Consider the following 13,207-nt stretch of genomic DNA (forward strand, 5'->3'; position numbering starts at 1 on the left):
TACGGCGCCGGCCGAGGCGGTCGGCCGCGCGGTGTTCGGCGAATCGAACCATCCGCAACTCGAAGCGTGCTTCCGCGCCGCGCAGGCCAGCTTCCCGAATCTCTATCCCGACTACGCGCCGCGCATCGAGCGGCACATCCGGCAACTGGTGCCGCTCAAGCTCGCGACGATCGCGACGATCGGTGACGGCGCGCTGGAGACGGCGGGCAACCTCGTCGAAGCCGTGGCGGCCACGACGCGCGAGTTCAATGAACTCGGCGCGGCGGACATGATGGCCGGCATGCTCGCGCAGGCGACGCGCAAGGCCGGCATGTTCGAACGCTGGTTCGGCACGGCGACGGATCATGTCGACTACCGCGCGGCGATCGGGGCGCTCAAGCAGTCGCTCGGCTTCTTCCCGCGCCGCACCGAGGACCTGGCCGCGAAGGTCCGCCATGCGGAAGAAAACCTCGTGGTCGTGCTCGCGGCGCTGAGCACGGTGTCGGACGTCGTGCGCGCGCCGGACGATGCAGGGGTCGAGCGCACGCTGTTCGATCGCCGCAACATCGTCGGGCAGGCGGTGCAGCAGATCCGCATGCAACCCGCGCAATTGCGCGGGCTCGACGAACGCGTGACCGATCTGCTGTCGCGCGCCGATCATCTGATGAACGTCGTGCTGCCGGCGGCGTTGGCGGCGCGGCCGCAGCGCTGAGCACACGCTGCGCAGGCCGCGCCGCATCACGCCATTTCACGTGCACCGGCGCGAGTCTGCTATCTTCCCGGGCATCTCATCGCTTTCCCGCCGATTCTCCATGACTGACCGCATCGTTGCCGCATTCGATTTCGACGGCACCATCACGACGACCGACAGCTTTCGCCATTTCGTCCGCTATGCGGTCGGACCGCCGCGCTTCGCGTGGGCCGGATTGCGCGCGCTGCCGTGGATCATTGCGATGAAGGCCGGGCTGCTGTCGCGTGGCGATGCGAAGGCGAAGTTCGCGTCGTTCGCGTTCGGGCCGGTGCGCGAGGATACGCTCGATGCGCAGGCGCGCACGTTCGTCGACACCTATCTGCCGAGCCTCGTGCGCCCGGAAATGCTCGAACGCGTCCGCGAACATCGGGCACGCGGGCACGAAGTCGTGCTGGTGAGCGCGTCGCCGTCGCTGTATCTGGAGAAGTGGGCGACGACGGCCGGCTTCGATGCGGTGCTCGCGACGCGGCTGGCGTTCGAGCACGGCAGCTTCGCCGGTCGGCTCGACGGCGAAAACTGCTGGGGGCCGCAGAAGGTCGTGCGGCTGCGCGGGTGGTGGGGCGACCGGCCGCCGAAGCAGTTGTTCGCGTACGGCGACAGCCGCGGCGACAAGGAAATGGCCGAGCTCGCGAACTGGTCGTGGATCCGCGGCCAAGGGCCGATGCCGCCGATCGGCGGTTGAGGCGGTGCGTTACGCGTCGGCCTGAGCCTGGCGCGTAGCGCGCGCCGGACGATAGCCGCCCCAGCGATTCGCCCGTGCGAACGTGCCGACGTCGTTGAAGCGCACGCCGACTTCACGCAGCGCCGCATGGGCGGTGCGCACGGTCAGCTGGCGGATGTAGAACGGGTCGCGCACCACGAAGTGATGAATCGCGTGCGTGCTGCCGAAATTGAAGCAGAACAGCTGGAACGGCAGCATCCACCACGGGTTGAGCACCTGCGTCTGCTGGATCACGTTGCGTGAGTCGATATCGCCGAAGTAATGCATGTTCGAGCTGACGAAGTTGATGCAGAAGCTGCGCACGAAGTTCGGGCCGAGCCACACCACGGCCAGGAAATCGACAACGCTCATCGTGCGCTCGACCATGGCCGGCACCGTCACCGCGTAGCCGAACGCATGCAGCGCGAACAGGCCGACGTGATAGACGATGAACGCGTGCCACAGCACGTAATACACGTGACCGACCGGCATGTACGACGACACCTGCTCGACGCGCAACTGCAGGCGCTCGGACGGATCCTGCACCGGCTGCGCGGCCACATACTGCTTCACCTTGCGGCGCATCGCGGTGGGCCGCAGCACGACCGCGAGCATGCCGTCCGCGATCATCAGCAGCCGCTTCACGCCCCAGCGCTCGCCATTGGTGATGCCGAATTCCTCGAGATCCGATTCGCCGCCCGACACCTTGTGGTGATGCAGGTGCATGCGCCGCCGCGTCCACGGGTTGATCGTGCCGGGCCGCGTGAGCCAGCACAGCGCCATCATCAGGTGGTAGGCCCACGGCGTCTTCTTGAAGTACATCAGGTGGATCAGGTCGTGCTCGAGCTCGTGGATCAGCGACGTGACGAACGCGGCGAGCGGCAGCGCGACGTACCACGCGATCGATCCGCGCGCATGGAGCCACGCGATCGCGAGCATCGCGCTCACCGAGACGGCCATCACGGTCGCGCCGACGAGGTTCTGGTTGTCGAGCAGCGGAAAGCGCGCGCGAATCGCGTCGCTCGCGGCGTTGACCTCGCGGCGGACGTACGCGACCTTGTCCGCGTCGTGGCGAAAGGCGGTTCGTGCGGGTTGGCTCATCGACCGGGATTCCTGCGGAAAGGGTGGGGCGCAATGCCGATGTGACAAGCATAGGCGCGCACCGGACCGCACGCGAGGGCCGCGGGTGCCAATGGTGGTGTCATTTCGGGCCACGATGGCCGGCCGGCGTGGCTAGAGTCGCGCCCTGGTGTCATTACGGGCCAGCGACGCTACAATCCGCCGAAACCGCTCCGGAGTCCGCCGCATGGTCCTGTCCGTCCCGGATGCCGCGCGCCAGCTGAACAAGGCGACGGTGTCGTCCGCGTATGCGTTGTTCATGCTGATGCTGGCCGAGGAGCGCGGCATCGACGGCGGCCGCGTGCTGGCCGGCTCGGGCGTCGAGCGCGACCGGCTCGCGCAGCCCGATGCGCGCATCACGCCGCTGCAGCAGGCGGCGATCGTGTTCAACCTGCTCGACGCGACGGACGACCCGTCGATCGCGATCGAGATCGGCCTGCGCAGCAGCCTGACGAAAGCGGGACTGATCGGCTTCGGGCTGATGAGCTGCGCGACGCTCGGCGAGGCGATCTCGCTCGGCATCCGCTACCTGCCGACGCGCGTGCCGTTCTTCTCGGTGCGGCTCGCGCAGCTCGACGGAATCGTCGACATCGACGTGCTCGAGGCGTTTCCGCTCGGCCGGCTGCGCCAGTTCGCGGTCGAGAACTTCCTGGTCGAGACGGCGATCCTGTTCAACTCGCTGCTGCATCCGGTGCCGGGGCGCACGCTGCAGTCGCGTGCCGAACTCCATTTCGAATGGCCGGAGCCGCCGTGGTTCGAGCGTTATCGCGCGCGGCTGCCGCGCTGCCATTTCGACGCGAGCGCGAACCGCATCCGCTGCGACGCCGCGTTGCTCGACGAACCGATCGGCACCGCGAACGCGCACACCGCGCAGATGATCGTGCAGCAGTGCGAGGCCGAGCTCGCGCGGCTCGGCTATGCGGAAAGCATCGTCGAGCGCGTGCGCAACCTGCTGATCTGCGGCGAGGGCGGCTATCCGTCGGTCGACGACGTCGCGCGCGAGCTGCATGTGTCGGCGCGCACGCTCAAGCGCAAGCTCGCCGAGTACGGCGCGACCTATTCGACGCTGCTCGACGAGATCCGGTTGCGCGACGCGCTACGGTTGCTCGAAGGCACGCGGTTGCCGGTCGACGAGATCGCCGCGCGCGTCGGCTATACGGATCGCGCCAATTTCACGCGGGCGTTCAAGCGCTGGACGGGCGTCGCGCCGAGCGAGCGGCGCTGAACGCGGGCAAGCACGGGGTTGCGCGGCGCGTCTGCCGAGTCACGCCCGCGTATCGCCGTTTCAGACGATCTCGATCCAGTTCGCCCCGCGTCCGCCCGGCACGCGCGCGTGCGGCGACAGTGCGCCGTCGTCCGGCGCGATCGCATACACCGACACGAATTCAGACTGTTCGCCGCAGGCGACGAGCCAGCGCCCCGACGGGTCGATCGCGAACCCGCGCGGCTGCGTTTCGGTGGCGGTCGCGTGCGCGGGTTCGAACGTGCCGTCTCCGGTGCGGCGATAGCAGAGCAGGCTGCTCGACGTGCGTTCGCTCACGTAGGCGAAACGCTCGTCGGGCGTCAGGTGCAGGTCGGCGGCCCAGACGGACGGTTCGGCGGGCGCGGGCGGCCGCGCATGGCCTTGCGCGAGTTCGGCGACGGCCGGATGGCGCGCGCTCACATGCGCATCACCGAGCCGGCCGGTTTCAGGGTCGCGCGCGAACGTCGCGAGCGTGGCCTGGAATTCGCTGACGACGATGAGCGTGCGGCCGTCATCCGCGAATTGCAGGTGACGCGGGCCGAACCCGGCCGGCACGCGCGTTTCGCCGTGCTCGCGTGCACGCAGGCCGGCCGCGTCCTCGACGAGCGCGAAGCTGAACACGCGATCCGAGCCGAGCGAGCTGACGTACGCGAAACGGTTGTCCGGCGAGACGATCACCGCGTGCGCGTTCGCGATGCCGCCCGTGACCTGCAGCGGCGCGCCGTCGCCGTCGCGCACGCGCGCGGCGTCGTAGAGGCTCAGCGAATTCCCGCCGTACGACGCGCCGAGCAGCCAGCGGCCGCTGCGGTCGAGCGACAGGTACGCATGGCTCGCGTCGATCGCGGTGGTGCCGATGCGCACGAGCGCGCCGGTGGCCGGCACGACGCGGAACGCGACGATCGTCGGTTGTTCGCCGCGCGTCGCGACGTAGAGCCGCGCGCGGTCGGCCGGCACGGCGATCGGCATCGCGACGTCGGCCGCGGGATAACGGGCGAGCGGCGCCAGCGTGCCGTCGGCCGCGAGCGAGAAGGTGGCGAGGTCGCCGTCGGCGGCATTCGAGACGACGACGGTCAGGCGGTCAGTGTTCGGCATGACGGAGCATCGAAGCGTTCGTGAAGGACGCGTCGGCCGGCAGGCCGCGCGGCGGATCGCTGCGCCGATGCGTGCGCGCGAACAGCGCGGCGACCGCGGCGACGAGCGAAGCGATCGCGAGCGCATACAGCCCGCCCGTGATCGAACCCGTATGTTGCTTCAGATAGCCGAAGGCCGTCGGTGCGACGAAGCCGCCGAGGTTGCCGACCGAGTTGATCAGCGCGATCACGGCCGCGGCCACGCGCGTGTCGAGATAGCCCTGCGGGATCGGCCAGAACAGCGACGAGGCGGCCTTGAAGCCGAGCGCGGCGAAGCAGATCGACGCGAACGACCATACCGGATCGTGCGACGTCGACGCGAACAGCCCGCACGCGGCGAGCACCAGCGCGACCGCGAGCCAGCGCTGCGGATGCTGCCACTTCGACGACAGCACCGCGAAGCCGTACATCGCGCCGATCGCGATCATCCACGGAATCGTGTTGTACAGGCCGACCTGGAAATCGGTGAGCCCGCCCATCTTGCGGATGATCGTCGGCAGCCAGAACGTGGCCGCGTAGATCGTCAGCTGGATCGAGAAATACAGGAAGCAGAACAGCATGATCTGCGGGTCGCGCAGCAGCGCGGTGGCGCGCACCGGCACGTTCGAGCGGACGTCGCGCGTCGCGCGCTCCTCGTCGAGCGCGTGCTGGAGCGCCGTGCGTTCTTCGGCCGTGAGCCACGTCGCGTCGCGGATATGCGATTTCAGCAGCAGCCAGCTCGCGCCGCACAGGGCGACCGAGAACAGCCCTTCGATCAGGAACATCCATTGCCAGCCTTCGAGGCCGAAACCGCGGATCGACAGCAGCGCGCCGGTAACGGGCCCGGACAGCACCGACGCGAACGCGGAACCGCCGAGGAAGATCGCCATCGCCTTGCCGCGCTCCTGCGGCGGCAGCCATTGCGACAGGTACAGCACGACGCCAGGAAAGAAGCCGGCCTCGGCCGCGCCGAGCAGGAAGCGGAGCGCGTAGAACGACGTGTCGTTCCACACGAACGCCATCGCGGCCGCGACGATGCCCCAGGTCGCCATGATCCGGGCCAGCCAGATGCGTGCGCCGTAGCGCTGCATCAGCAGGTTCGACGGCACCTCGAACAGCGCGTAGCCGACGAAGAACAGCCCGGCGCCGAGGCCGTACGCGGCCGCGCCGATGCCGATCGACGCCTCGAGGTGGCGATCGACGAAGCCGACGTTCACGCGGTCGATGTAGTTCGCGATGAACATGATCAGCACGAGCGGCAGCACGTGCCACTTCACTTTCGAGACGGCGGACGCGAGCGGGTCGCGTCCGGACAGGGCGGGCGAGGGCGGGTTCAAGCGTGTCTCCGGTCGGGCGGCGGCGGACGGGGCGGTGGCCCGCGTCGGCATCCGGGTGGCGGTCGGTGTAGTATGTCGTCGTATGACATGCTACGCCTGAGTGACGATGATGAGGTCGCGGGTTTACCCGTGAATTGCTCAGATATTGGGGAATTTCATGACGCGTGTCGGTTATCTATTCACGTCTGATGACGTATGACATGAGGTGGGTGCGCGCTAATTGTTGCGTCTTCGGTGGCGGTTCGCCCTGCGCAGGAGGCATCGGACGGGCAGCCCGTCCGGCGGCTGCCGTCGCCTCTGCTACGCCATCGACACGACGCTGTTGAGCAGCGTCTTCACGAGCACGGCCTGTCGCGTCGCACCCGTTTTCGCGAAGATGCCGCGCAGGTGCGCGCGCGCGGTGTTCTTCGTGATGCCGGTCGCGGCGGCCGCTTCGTCGAGCGTCAGCCCGTCGACGAGCAGCAGTGCGATTTCGGTCTCCATCGGCGTGAGCCGGAACAGCCGGTGCAGCATGTCGCGCGACGTCTGCGGCGACGACGCCGGATCGCGGACGAACACGGCGACGGCCGGCCGGTGCTGGCGGTCCTCGGCGCCGCGGTAGGGCGCGAGCGGGCGCAGCAGCACGCTCAACGGCATCGCACCGCCGGGGCGCGACAGCGTGGTGGCTTCGATGCGCGCGAGCGCGCCCGCGCGGAAATGCTCGAGCGCGGCCTGCAGCGCCTTCTGCAGCCGGCGTTCGTCGAGCGGGCACGATGCGTGGAGCCGCTCCTGGCGCACGCACAGCCCGTCCTGCTGCTCGATCAGCCGTTCGGCGATGCGGTTGCGCTTGATCACGCGGCCGTCCTCGTCGACGATCGCGGTGCCGACGTCGAGCCGGTCGACGGTGCCCGCATACAGCGCGCGTTCGGCATCGAGCACGTCGAACGCCGCGTGCAGCTCGACCGCCCGCTGCAGGTGCGGCAGCAGCGTCGCGACCTGCGCGCGCTCGGCCGCGTCGAAATCGCGGCCGCCGTGCGCGCGGCTCACGAAGAACGCGCATTCGACGCCGCGTTCGCCGCGCAGGTTCGCGCCGAGGATGTAGCGCAGGTCGAGCGGCTGCAGGTACTGCCGGTAGAAATCGTGCGCGCGCCACGCGGTTTCGCCGAACAGCCGGTCGGCCGTGAAGACCTGGCCGGGCGGCTGGTCGAGAAACGGGCACAGCGCGTAGAACTGCTCGCTGTACGACGGCTCGCCGGGCAGCAGCGGGCCATGCGCCGACGCGTTGATGATGAGCCCGTGCCGTGCGCCGCCCGGATTGCGCAGCACCAGCGTCGTGAAGCGCGCATCGAGCCGCGCACGGACTGCTTCGAGGAAGCCGGCCCACGGGGTGGGCTCCGACGGGCCCTGATAGACGAGCCCGAGCCACGCGCTGAGTTCGCGCGCCGTCCACGCCGCGTCGTCGAAACCGTCGTGTGCGGCCGGATCGCCGGGCGCCAGCGCGATGGACATGCTCGTGTTCTCCTGGTCGGGATGAAGGATTCCCGGACCAGCATACCGGCCGCCCGGCGGCCCGCGTCATCCGAACGGAGTAGGTGACGCGGGCAGTCGGTCAACTGCCGGGCTGCCCGCTTGCCGCGCTTACGCCGCGCGCTCGCGCAGCAGGTACGCGACGATGCGGTTCGCCGCTTCTTCCGGCGACTCGGCGACCGTGTCGACGCGCAGTTCGGGCTGCGCGGGCGGTTCGTACGGCGAATCGATGCCCGTGAAGTGCTTCAGCTCGCCGCGCCGCGCCTTCTTGTACAGGCCCTTCGGATCGCGCTCCTCGGCCACCGCGAGCGGCGTGTCGACGAACACTTCGACGAACTCGTCGTGGCCGACCCGCGCGCGCGCCATGTCGCGCTCCGCGCGGAACGGCGAGATGAACGATACGAGCGTGATGAGCCCCGCGTCGAGCATCAGCCGCGCGACCTCGGCGACGCGCCGGATGTTCTCCACGCGATCGGCCTCGGTGAAGCCGAGATCGCGATTGAGCCCGTGCCGCACGTTGTCGCCGTCGAGCAGGTACGTATGCTTGCCGAGCGCATGCAGCCGCTTCTCGACGAGATTCGCGATCGTCGACTTGCCGGCGCCCGACAGGCCCGTCAGCCACACGATGCGCGGCGTCTGCGCCTTCTGCGCGGCACGCGCGGCGCGGTCGACGTCGACGGCCTGCCAGTGCACGTTGTGCGCGCGGCGCAACGCGAAGTGCAGCATCCCGGCACCGACCGTGTCGTTGGTGACGCGGTCGATCACGATGAAGCCGCCCGTGTGGCGGTTGCGGTCGTATGGGTCGAACGCGACCGGCCGGTCGAAGCTCAGGTTGCACACGCCGATCTCGTTGAGCGCGAGCGTGCGCGCCGCGAGATGCTCGCGCGTGTTCACGTCGATCTTGTACTTCGGCGTCGCGCTGGTCGCGCCGACCGTCTGCGTGCCGAGCTTCACGAGATACGGGCGGCCGGGCAGCAGCGGCGCGTCGTGCATCCACACGAGCGTCGCCTCGAACTGGTCGGCTACTTCAGGCGGCGCGTCCGCGCGCGCGATCATGTCGCCGCGGCTGATGTCGATCTCGTCGGCGAGCGTGAGGGTGACCGCGTCGCCGGCGCGCGCGAGGTCGCTTTCGCCGCGTTGCGTGATCACCGACGCGACGCGGCTCTCCTTGCCGGACGGCAGCACGCGCACGCGCTCGCCGACGCGGATCTCGCCCGATGCGATGCTGCCCGCGTAACCGCGAAAGTTCAGGTGCGGGCGGTTGACCCACTGCACCGGCAGCCGGAACGGTTCGTCGCGCGTCACGCGCGCGGCGAGCGGCAGCGTGTCGAGATGCTGCATCAGCGTCGGGCCCGCGTACCACGGCATCCGCGCGCTCGACGCGATCACGTTGTCGCCGCGCAGCGCCGACATCGGGATGCTGACGATCTCCGCCAGTCCGAGCTCGGCCGCGAACGCGCGATAGTCGGCGTCGATGCGCTCGAACACGGCGCGGTCGTAGTCGACCAGGTCCATCTTGTTGATCGCGAGCACCACGCGCTTGATGCCGATCAGCGCGACGAGATGACTGTGGCGGCGCGTCTGCGTGAGCACGCCCTTGCGCGCATCGATCAGGATCACCGCGAGATCGGCGGTCGACGCGCCGGTGATCATGTTGCGCGTGTACTGCTCGTGGCCGGGCGTGTCGGCGACGATGAACTTGCGTCGCGCGGTCGCGAAGAAGCGGTAAGCGACGTCGATCGTGATCCCTTGCTCGCGCTCGGCCGACAGGCCGTCGACGAGCAGCGCGAAATCGAGTTCGCCGCCCTGCGTGCCGACCTTTTTCGAATCGGCCTCGAGCTGCGTGAGCTGGTCGTCGAACAGCATGTTCGATTCGTAGAGCAGGCGGCCGATCAGCGTGCTCTTGCCGTCGTCGACGCTGCCGCACGTGATGAAGCGCAGCAGGTCCTGGGTGGGTGCGTGCGCTTCGTCGGCGGCGCTTGCCTCGGGGGCGTGGCGCGCGAGCGTGTCGGGCGCGGTGAGAACGTGTGCCATCAGAAATATCCCTCCTGTTTCTTCTTTTCCATCGAACCGGCCGAATCGCTGTCGATCAGTCGTCCTTGACGTTCCGACGTGCGCGTCGCGCGCATCTCCTGCAGGATGTCGTCGAGCGACGTCGCGTCGCTGTCGATCGCGCCCGTCAGCGGATAGCAGCCGAGCGTGCGAAAGCGCACCTTGCGCATTTGCGGCACTTCGCCGTCGCGCAGCGGCAGGCGTTCGTCGTCGACCATGATCAGCGCGCCGTCGCGTTCGACCACGGGCCGCTCCTTCGCGAAGTAGAGCGGCACGATCGGGATCTCGTGAAGCTGGATGTACTGCCAGATGTCGAGCTCGGTCCAGTTCGAGATCGGGAACACGCGCAGGCTTTCGCCCTTGCGCTTGCGCGCGTTGTACAGCGACCAGAGCTCGGGGCGCTGGCGCTTCGGGTCCCAGCGGTGCTGTTCCGAGCGCAGCGACACGATGCGCTCCTTCGCGCGCGATTTCTCCTCGTCGCGGCGGGCGCCGCCGAACGCGGCATCGAAGCCGTAGTGATCGAGCGCCTGCTTGAGCCCCTGCGTCTTCCACACGTCGGTGTGCACGGCCGAGCCGTGCGTGAACGGATCGATGCCGTTCGCGACGCCGTCAGGGTTGATGTGTACGCGCAGGTCGAGGCCGAGGCGCGCGGCCGTCTCGTCGCGAAACGCGATCATCTCGCGGAATTTCCAGGTCGTATCGACGTGCAGCAGCGGAAAGGGCGGCTTCGCCGGGTAGAACGCCTTCATCGCGAGATGCAGCATGACCGAGCTGTCCTTGCCGATCGAATACAGCATCACCGGGTTCTCGCTCTCGGCGACCACCTCGCGCATGATGTGGATGCTTTCGGCCTCCAGCCGCTCCAAGTGGGTCAACATCGTTCGTCTCCTTGTTTCATGCCGGCGCCGCGCGACATGTGCGGCGTTTCGTGCATGACACCGACGGTATCGAGCGAGCGGCATGCCGCTCTTCGTCCGGGTGGACTAAATCGCGGCACGGCGGTGGAGCGGATCTTTCCTTAGTCCACCCGGACGAAGTGGCGCGCGGCGGCGACGCCTAAGGTGAGCGCTCGACCATCGGCGGAGACGACACATGGCGGACGACACACGTGCCACGCAATTGCTTTCGGGCCAGACCTGGGCCGATTTCTGCGACACCCTGAAACGCAGCGGACAACAGATCCTGCGCGCCGAGGCGCCGGACGATCCGCTGACGCGTGCGGAAGGATTCCGCTACCTGAGCCGGCTGATGCGCATCGCGCTCGACATGCATGTCGAGTTCGCGGACGGCGCATGGCCCGGCTTTTTCTCGCCGTCGCACGAGACCGCGAAGATCGGTGCCGACAATCCCGACAACCTGTACCAGTACGCGCGTCTCGACGGCCGCTGCGAATACCGTGTGACGGGGCGGCGCGGCACGGTGGCCTATCTGAGCTTCGGCACGCAGAAGGGCGGCTACGAGACCGACGGCAAGATGCTGCAGACGGGCTTTCTCGACGCGAAGCAGCTCGAGATCGCGCCGGACGGCAGTTTCGAGATCGTGTTGAGCGGAACGCCGCGCGCGGGTAACTGGGTACGCATGGAGCCGGGCACCAACGCGTTGCTGGTGCGCCAGACCTTCCTCGACCGGCGCGCGGAAACGCCGGCACAACTGAAGATCGAGCGCGTCGGCGCCGACGATCGCCCGGCGCCGCTCGACCCGCTCGTGCTGCAGGGCGGCCTCACGCGCGCCGCGCAGTTCGTCGAGCAGACGTCGAAGCTGTTCGCGGACTGGGCCGCGAGCTACCGGTCGCACGTGAACGCGCTGCCGCCCGCCGACCAGGCGCTGTGCCAGTCGGTCGGCGGCGATCCGAACATCTACTACTACCACTCGTGCTGGTCGCTGGCCGATGACGAAGCACTCGTTATCGACGTCGACACGGTGCCCGACTGCGATTTCTGGAACGTGCAGCTCAACAACTACTGGATGGAATCGCTCGATTACCGGCACTTCGATATCTGCGTGAACAAGCACAGCGCGCGGCTGAATGCGGACGGCGGCGTGACGGTGGTCGTCGCGGCCGCGCGGCCCGGCAATGCGAACTGGCTCGATACGGCCGGGCATCGCACCGGCACGATCTGCTGGCGCTGGGTCGGCGCCGCGCAGCCGGTGCATCCGCGCACGCGGGTGGTGAGGCTCGCCACGCTGAAGGAGGCCGCATGAACGCGCCGCTGGATCGAACCCGCACGCTGCTCGCGCCCGACGGATTGATCGCCGAAGCCGTGTCGCGCACGGGCGGACTGACCGCGTTCGGTGACGGGCCGTATCGGGAAGCGCTCGACGTGATGTGCGCGTCGCTGATCGACGAAGCGAAGCTGTCCGCGCGCGGCGCGGAGATGATGCGCGAGAAGCTCGTCGGCCAGCTCGTGAACCGGCTCGTCATCGAGGACTACTTCCGGCGTCATCCGGAAATCGCGGAGATCGCGATCGACGATCCGCTCGTGATCGTCGGCCTGCCGCGCACCGGAACGACGCTGTTGCAGCGCCTGCTGGCCGTCGACCCGCGCTTCCATGCTGCGGCGTGGTGGGAAACCCGCTACCCGGCGCCGCTTGCAGGCGAGACGCTCGCCGAGCCGACGGTGCGCATCGCGCGTGCGCGGGCCGAGGTCGCGACGATGATCGACTGCATTCCGCAGATCCTGACGATCCATCCGCTCGATGCGATGCTCGCCGACGAGGAGTTCATGCTGATGGAGCATGCGTTCGTGTGCGCGATGGATTCGTACGCGAACGTGCCGCGCTACACGGCGTGGCTCGCGCGACAGGATCTCACGCCGGTCTATACGTACCTGAAGCGGATGCTGCAGTTCCTGCAATGGCAGAAGGCGCAGCGCGGCGTCGCGCCGGCCGCGCGCTGGCTGCTGAAGACGCCGCAGCACCTGCATGCGCTCGACGTGCTGTGCCGGGTGTTTCCGCGTGCGCAGGTCGTGCTCACGCACCGCGATCCGGCGCAGACGATTCCATCGATGGCGAGCATGGCGCACACGTTGTGGCAGATGTATGCGGACGATCCGGATCCGCTTGCGGTCGGCGCGCAGTGGAACGCGGGGATGGCACGCGCGATCGGTGCGGCGATGGCCGCGCGCGACGCGCTGCCGGCCGACCGCTTCCTCGACGTGCGCTTCGAGGACACGGTGTCGAATCCGCTCGGCGTGGCCGAGGCCGTGTACGCGTTTGCCGGGATGCCGCTCGATGCGCGGCAGCGCACGGCGATGACGGACTGGATGGCGCGCAACGGCCGCGACAAGCGTGCCGCACACGACTATTCGATCGCGCGCTTCGGCTTCAACGATGCGCAGCTCGCGCGCGACTTCGCCGCGTATCGCGCGCGGCACCTGCGGGCGGCCGGCTGACGGCCATTGCTCGCGAGAT

The 13,207-nt window shown here is 68.6% G+C and carries 11 protein-coding genes; 5 read left to right on the forward strand and 6 right to left on the reverse strand.

All coding sequences use genetic code 11. The features are described 5' to 3' along the window. Both G3N96_RS20610 and G3N96_RS20615 read left to right on the forward strand, forming a co-directional pair. On the forward strand, positions 1–691 hold a 691-nt coding region (locus G3N96_RS20610; protein WP_206138293.1), incomplete at its 5' end, for a hypothetical protein. Between the two features lie 100 nt (positions 692–791). Continuing rightward, entirely contained in the window at positions 792–1,412 is a 621-nt protein-coding gene (locus G3N96_RS20615; protein WP_206138294.1) for an HAD family hydrolase, read from the forward strand. A 9-nt stretch (positions 1,413–1,421) separates the two neighbouring features. Here G3N96_RS20615 and G3N96_RS20620 read toward each other — a convergent pair whose 3' ends face one another. Then, the gene (locus tag G3N96_RS20620) at positions 1,422–2,531 is read right to left on the reverse strand and encodes a fatty acid desaturase (protein WP_206138295.1); all 1,110 of its coding nucleotides are present in this window, start codon (positions 2,529–2,531) and stop codon (positions 1,422–1,424) included. A 205-nt stretch (positions 2,532–2,736) separates the two neighbouring features. On the opposite strand from G3N96_RS20620, the gene G3N96_RS20625 reads away from it, so the two are divergent. After that, on the forward strand, positions 2,737–3,774 hold the full coding sequence (locus G3N96_RS20625; RefSeq protein ID WP_206138296.1) for an AraC family transcriptional regulator: 1,038 nt from the start codon (positions 2,737–2,739) through the stop codon (positions 3,772–3,774). Between the two features lie 60 nt (positions 3,775–3,834). Here G3N96_RS20625 and G3N96_RS20630 read toward each other — a convergent pair whose 3' ends face one another. The 5 genes from G3N96_RS20630 to cysD form a co-directional block, all read right to left on the reverse strand. After that, the gene (locus G3N96_RS20630; RefSeq protein ID WP_206138297.1) at positions 3,835–4,884 is read right to left on the reverse strand and encodes a beta-propeller fold lactonase family protein; all 1,050 of its coding nucleotides are present in this window, start codon (positions 4,882–4,884) and stop codon (positions 3,835–3,837) included. Next, positions 4,871–6,238, reverse strand: coding sequence for an MFS transporter (locus G3N96_RS20635; protein WP_124585272.1), 1,368 nt, complete (start codon positions 6,236–6,238; stop codon positions 4,871–4,873). Before G3N96_RS20635 ends, G3N96_RS20630 begins: the two co-directional genes overlap by 14 nt. A gap of 300 nt (positions 6,239–6,538) precedes the next feature. Further along, entirely contained in the window at positions 6,539–7,726 is a 1,188-nt protein-coding gene (locus G3N96_RS20640; protein ID WP_124585276.1) for a helix-turn-helix transcriptional regulator, read from the reverse strand. Positions 7,727–7,855: 129 nt separating this feature from the next. Next, complete coding sequence (gene cysN, locus G3N96_RS20645) at positions 7,856–9,778, reverse strand: sulfate adenylyltransferase subunit CysN (protein ID WP_206138298.1); 1,923 nt, start codon at positions 9,776–9,778, stop codon at positions 7,856–7,858. Beyond that, a complete protein-coding gene (gene cysD, locus G3N96_RS20650; protein ID WP_277399451.1) occupies positions 9,778–10,758 on the reverse strand; it encodes a sulfate adenylyltransferase subunit CysD in 981 nt (326 codons plus the stop codon). Before cysD ends, cysN begins: the two co-directional genes overlap by 1 nt. Before the next feature lie 130 nt (positions 10,759–10,888). On the opposite strand from cysD, the gene G3N96_RS20655 reads away from it, so the two are divergent. Together G3N96_RS20655 and G3N96_RS20660 are read left to right on the forward strand one after the other, a co-directional pair. Beyond that, on the forward strand, positions 10,889–11,998 hold the full coding sequence (locus G3N96_RS20655; protein ID WP_206138300.1) for a DUF1214 domain-containing protein: 1,110 nt from the start codon (positions 10,889–10,891) through the stop codon (positions 11,996–11,998). After that, positions 11,995–13,188, forward strand: coding sequence for a sulfotransferase (locus G3N96_RS20660; protein WP_206138301.1), 1,194 nt, complete (start codon positions 11,995–11,997; stop codon positions 13,186–13,188). Before G3N96_RS20655 ends, G3N96_RS20660 begins: the two co-directional genes overlap by 4 nt. Positions 13,189–13,207: the final 19 nt, after the last annotated feature.

The organism is Burkholderia sp. Se-20373, from assembly GCF_017104705.1.
Classification (GTDB): domain Bacteria; phylum Pseudomonadota; class Gammaproteobacteria; order Burkholderiales; family Burkholderiaceae; genus Burkholderia.

Bases quoted from the DNA above. Each gene is read 5' to 3' on its own strand.
- G3N96_RS20615 (WP_206138294.1), top strand. From the start codon at position 792: ATGACTGACCGCATCGTTGCCGCATTCGATTTCGACGGCACCATCACG.
- G3N96_RS20620 (WP_206138295.1), bottom strand. From the start codon at position 2,531: ATGAGCCAACCCGCACGAACCGCCTTTCGCCACGACGCGGACAAGGTC.
- G3N96_RS20625 (WP_206138296.1), top strand. From the start codon at position 2,737: ATGGTCCTGTCCGTCCCGGATGCCGCGCGCCAGCTGAACAAGGCGACG.
- G3N96_RS20630 (WP_206138297.1), bottom strand. From the start codon at position 4,884: ATGCCGAACACTGACCGCCTGACCGTCGTCGTCTCGAATGCCGCCGAC.
- G3N96_RS20640 (WP_124585276.1), bottom strand. From the start codon at position 7,726: ATGTCCATCGCGCTGGCGCCCGGCGATCCGGCCGCACACGACGGTTTC.
- cysN (WP_206138298.1), bottom strand. From the start codon at position 9,778: ATGGCACACGTTCTCACCGCGCCCGACACGCTCGCGCGCCACGCCCCC.
- cysD (WP_277399451.1), bottom strand. From the start codon at position 10,758: ATGCCGCTCGCTCGATACCGTCGGTGTCATGCACGAAACGCCGCACAT.
- G3N96_RS20655 (WP_206138300.1), top strand. From the start codon at position 10,889: ATGGCGGACGACACACGTGCCACGCAATTGCTTTCGGGCCAGACCTGG.
- G3N96_RS20660 (WP_206138301.1), top strand. From the start codon at position 11,995: ATGAACGCGCCGCTGGATCGAACCCGCACGCTGCTCGCGCCCGACGGA.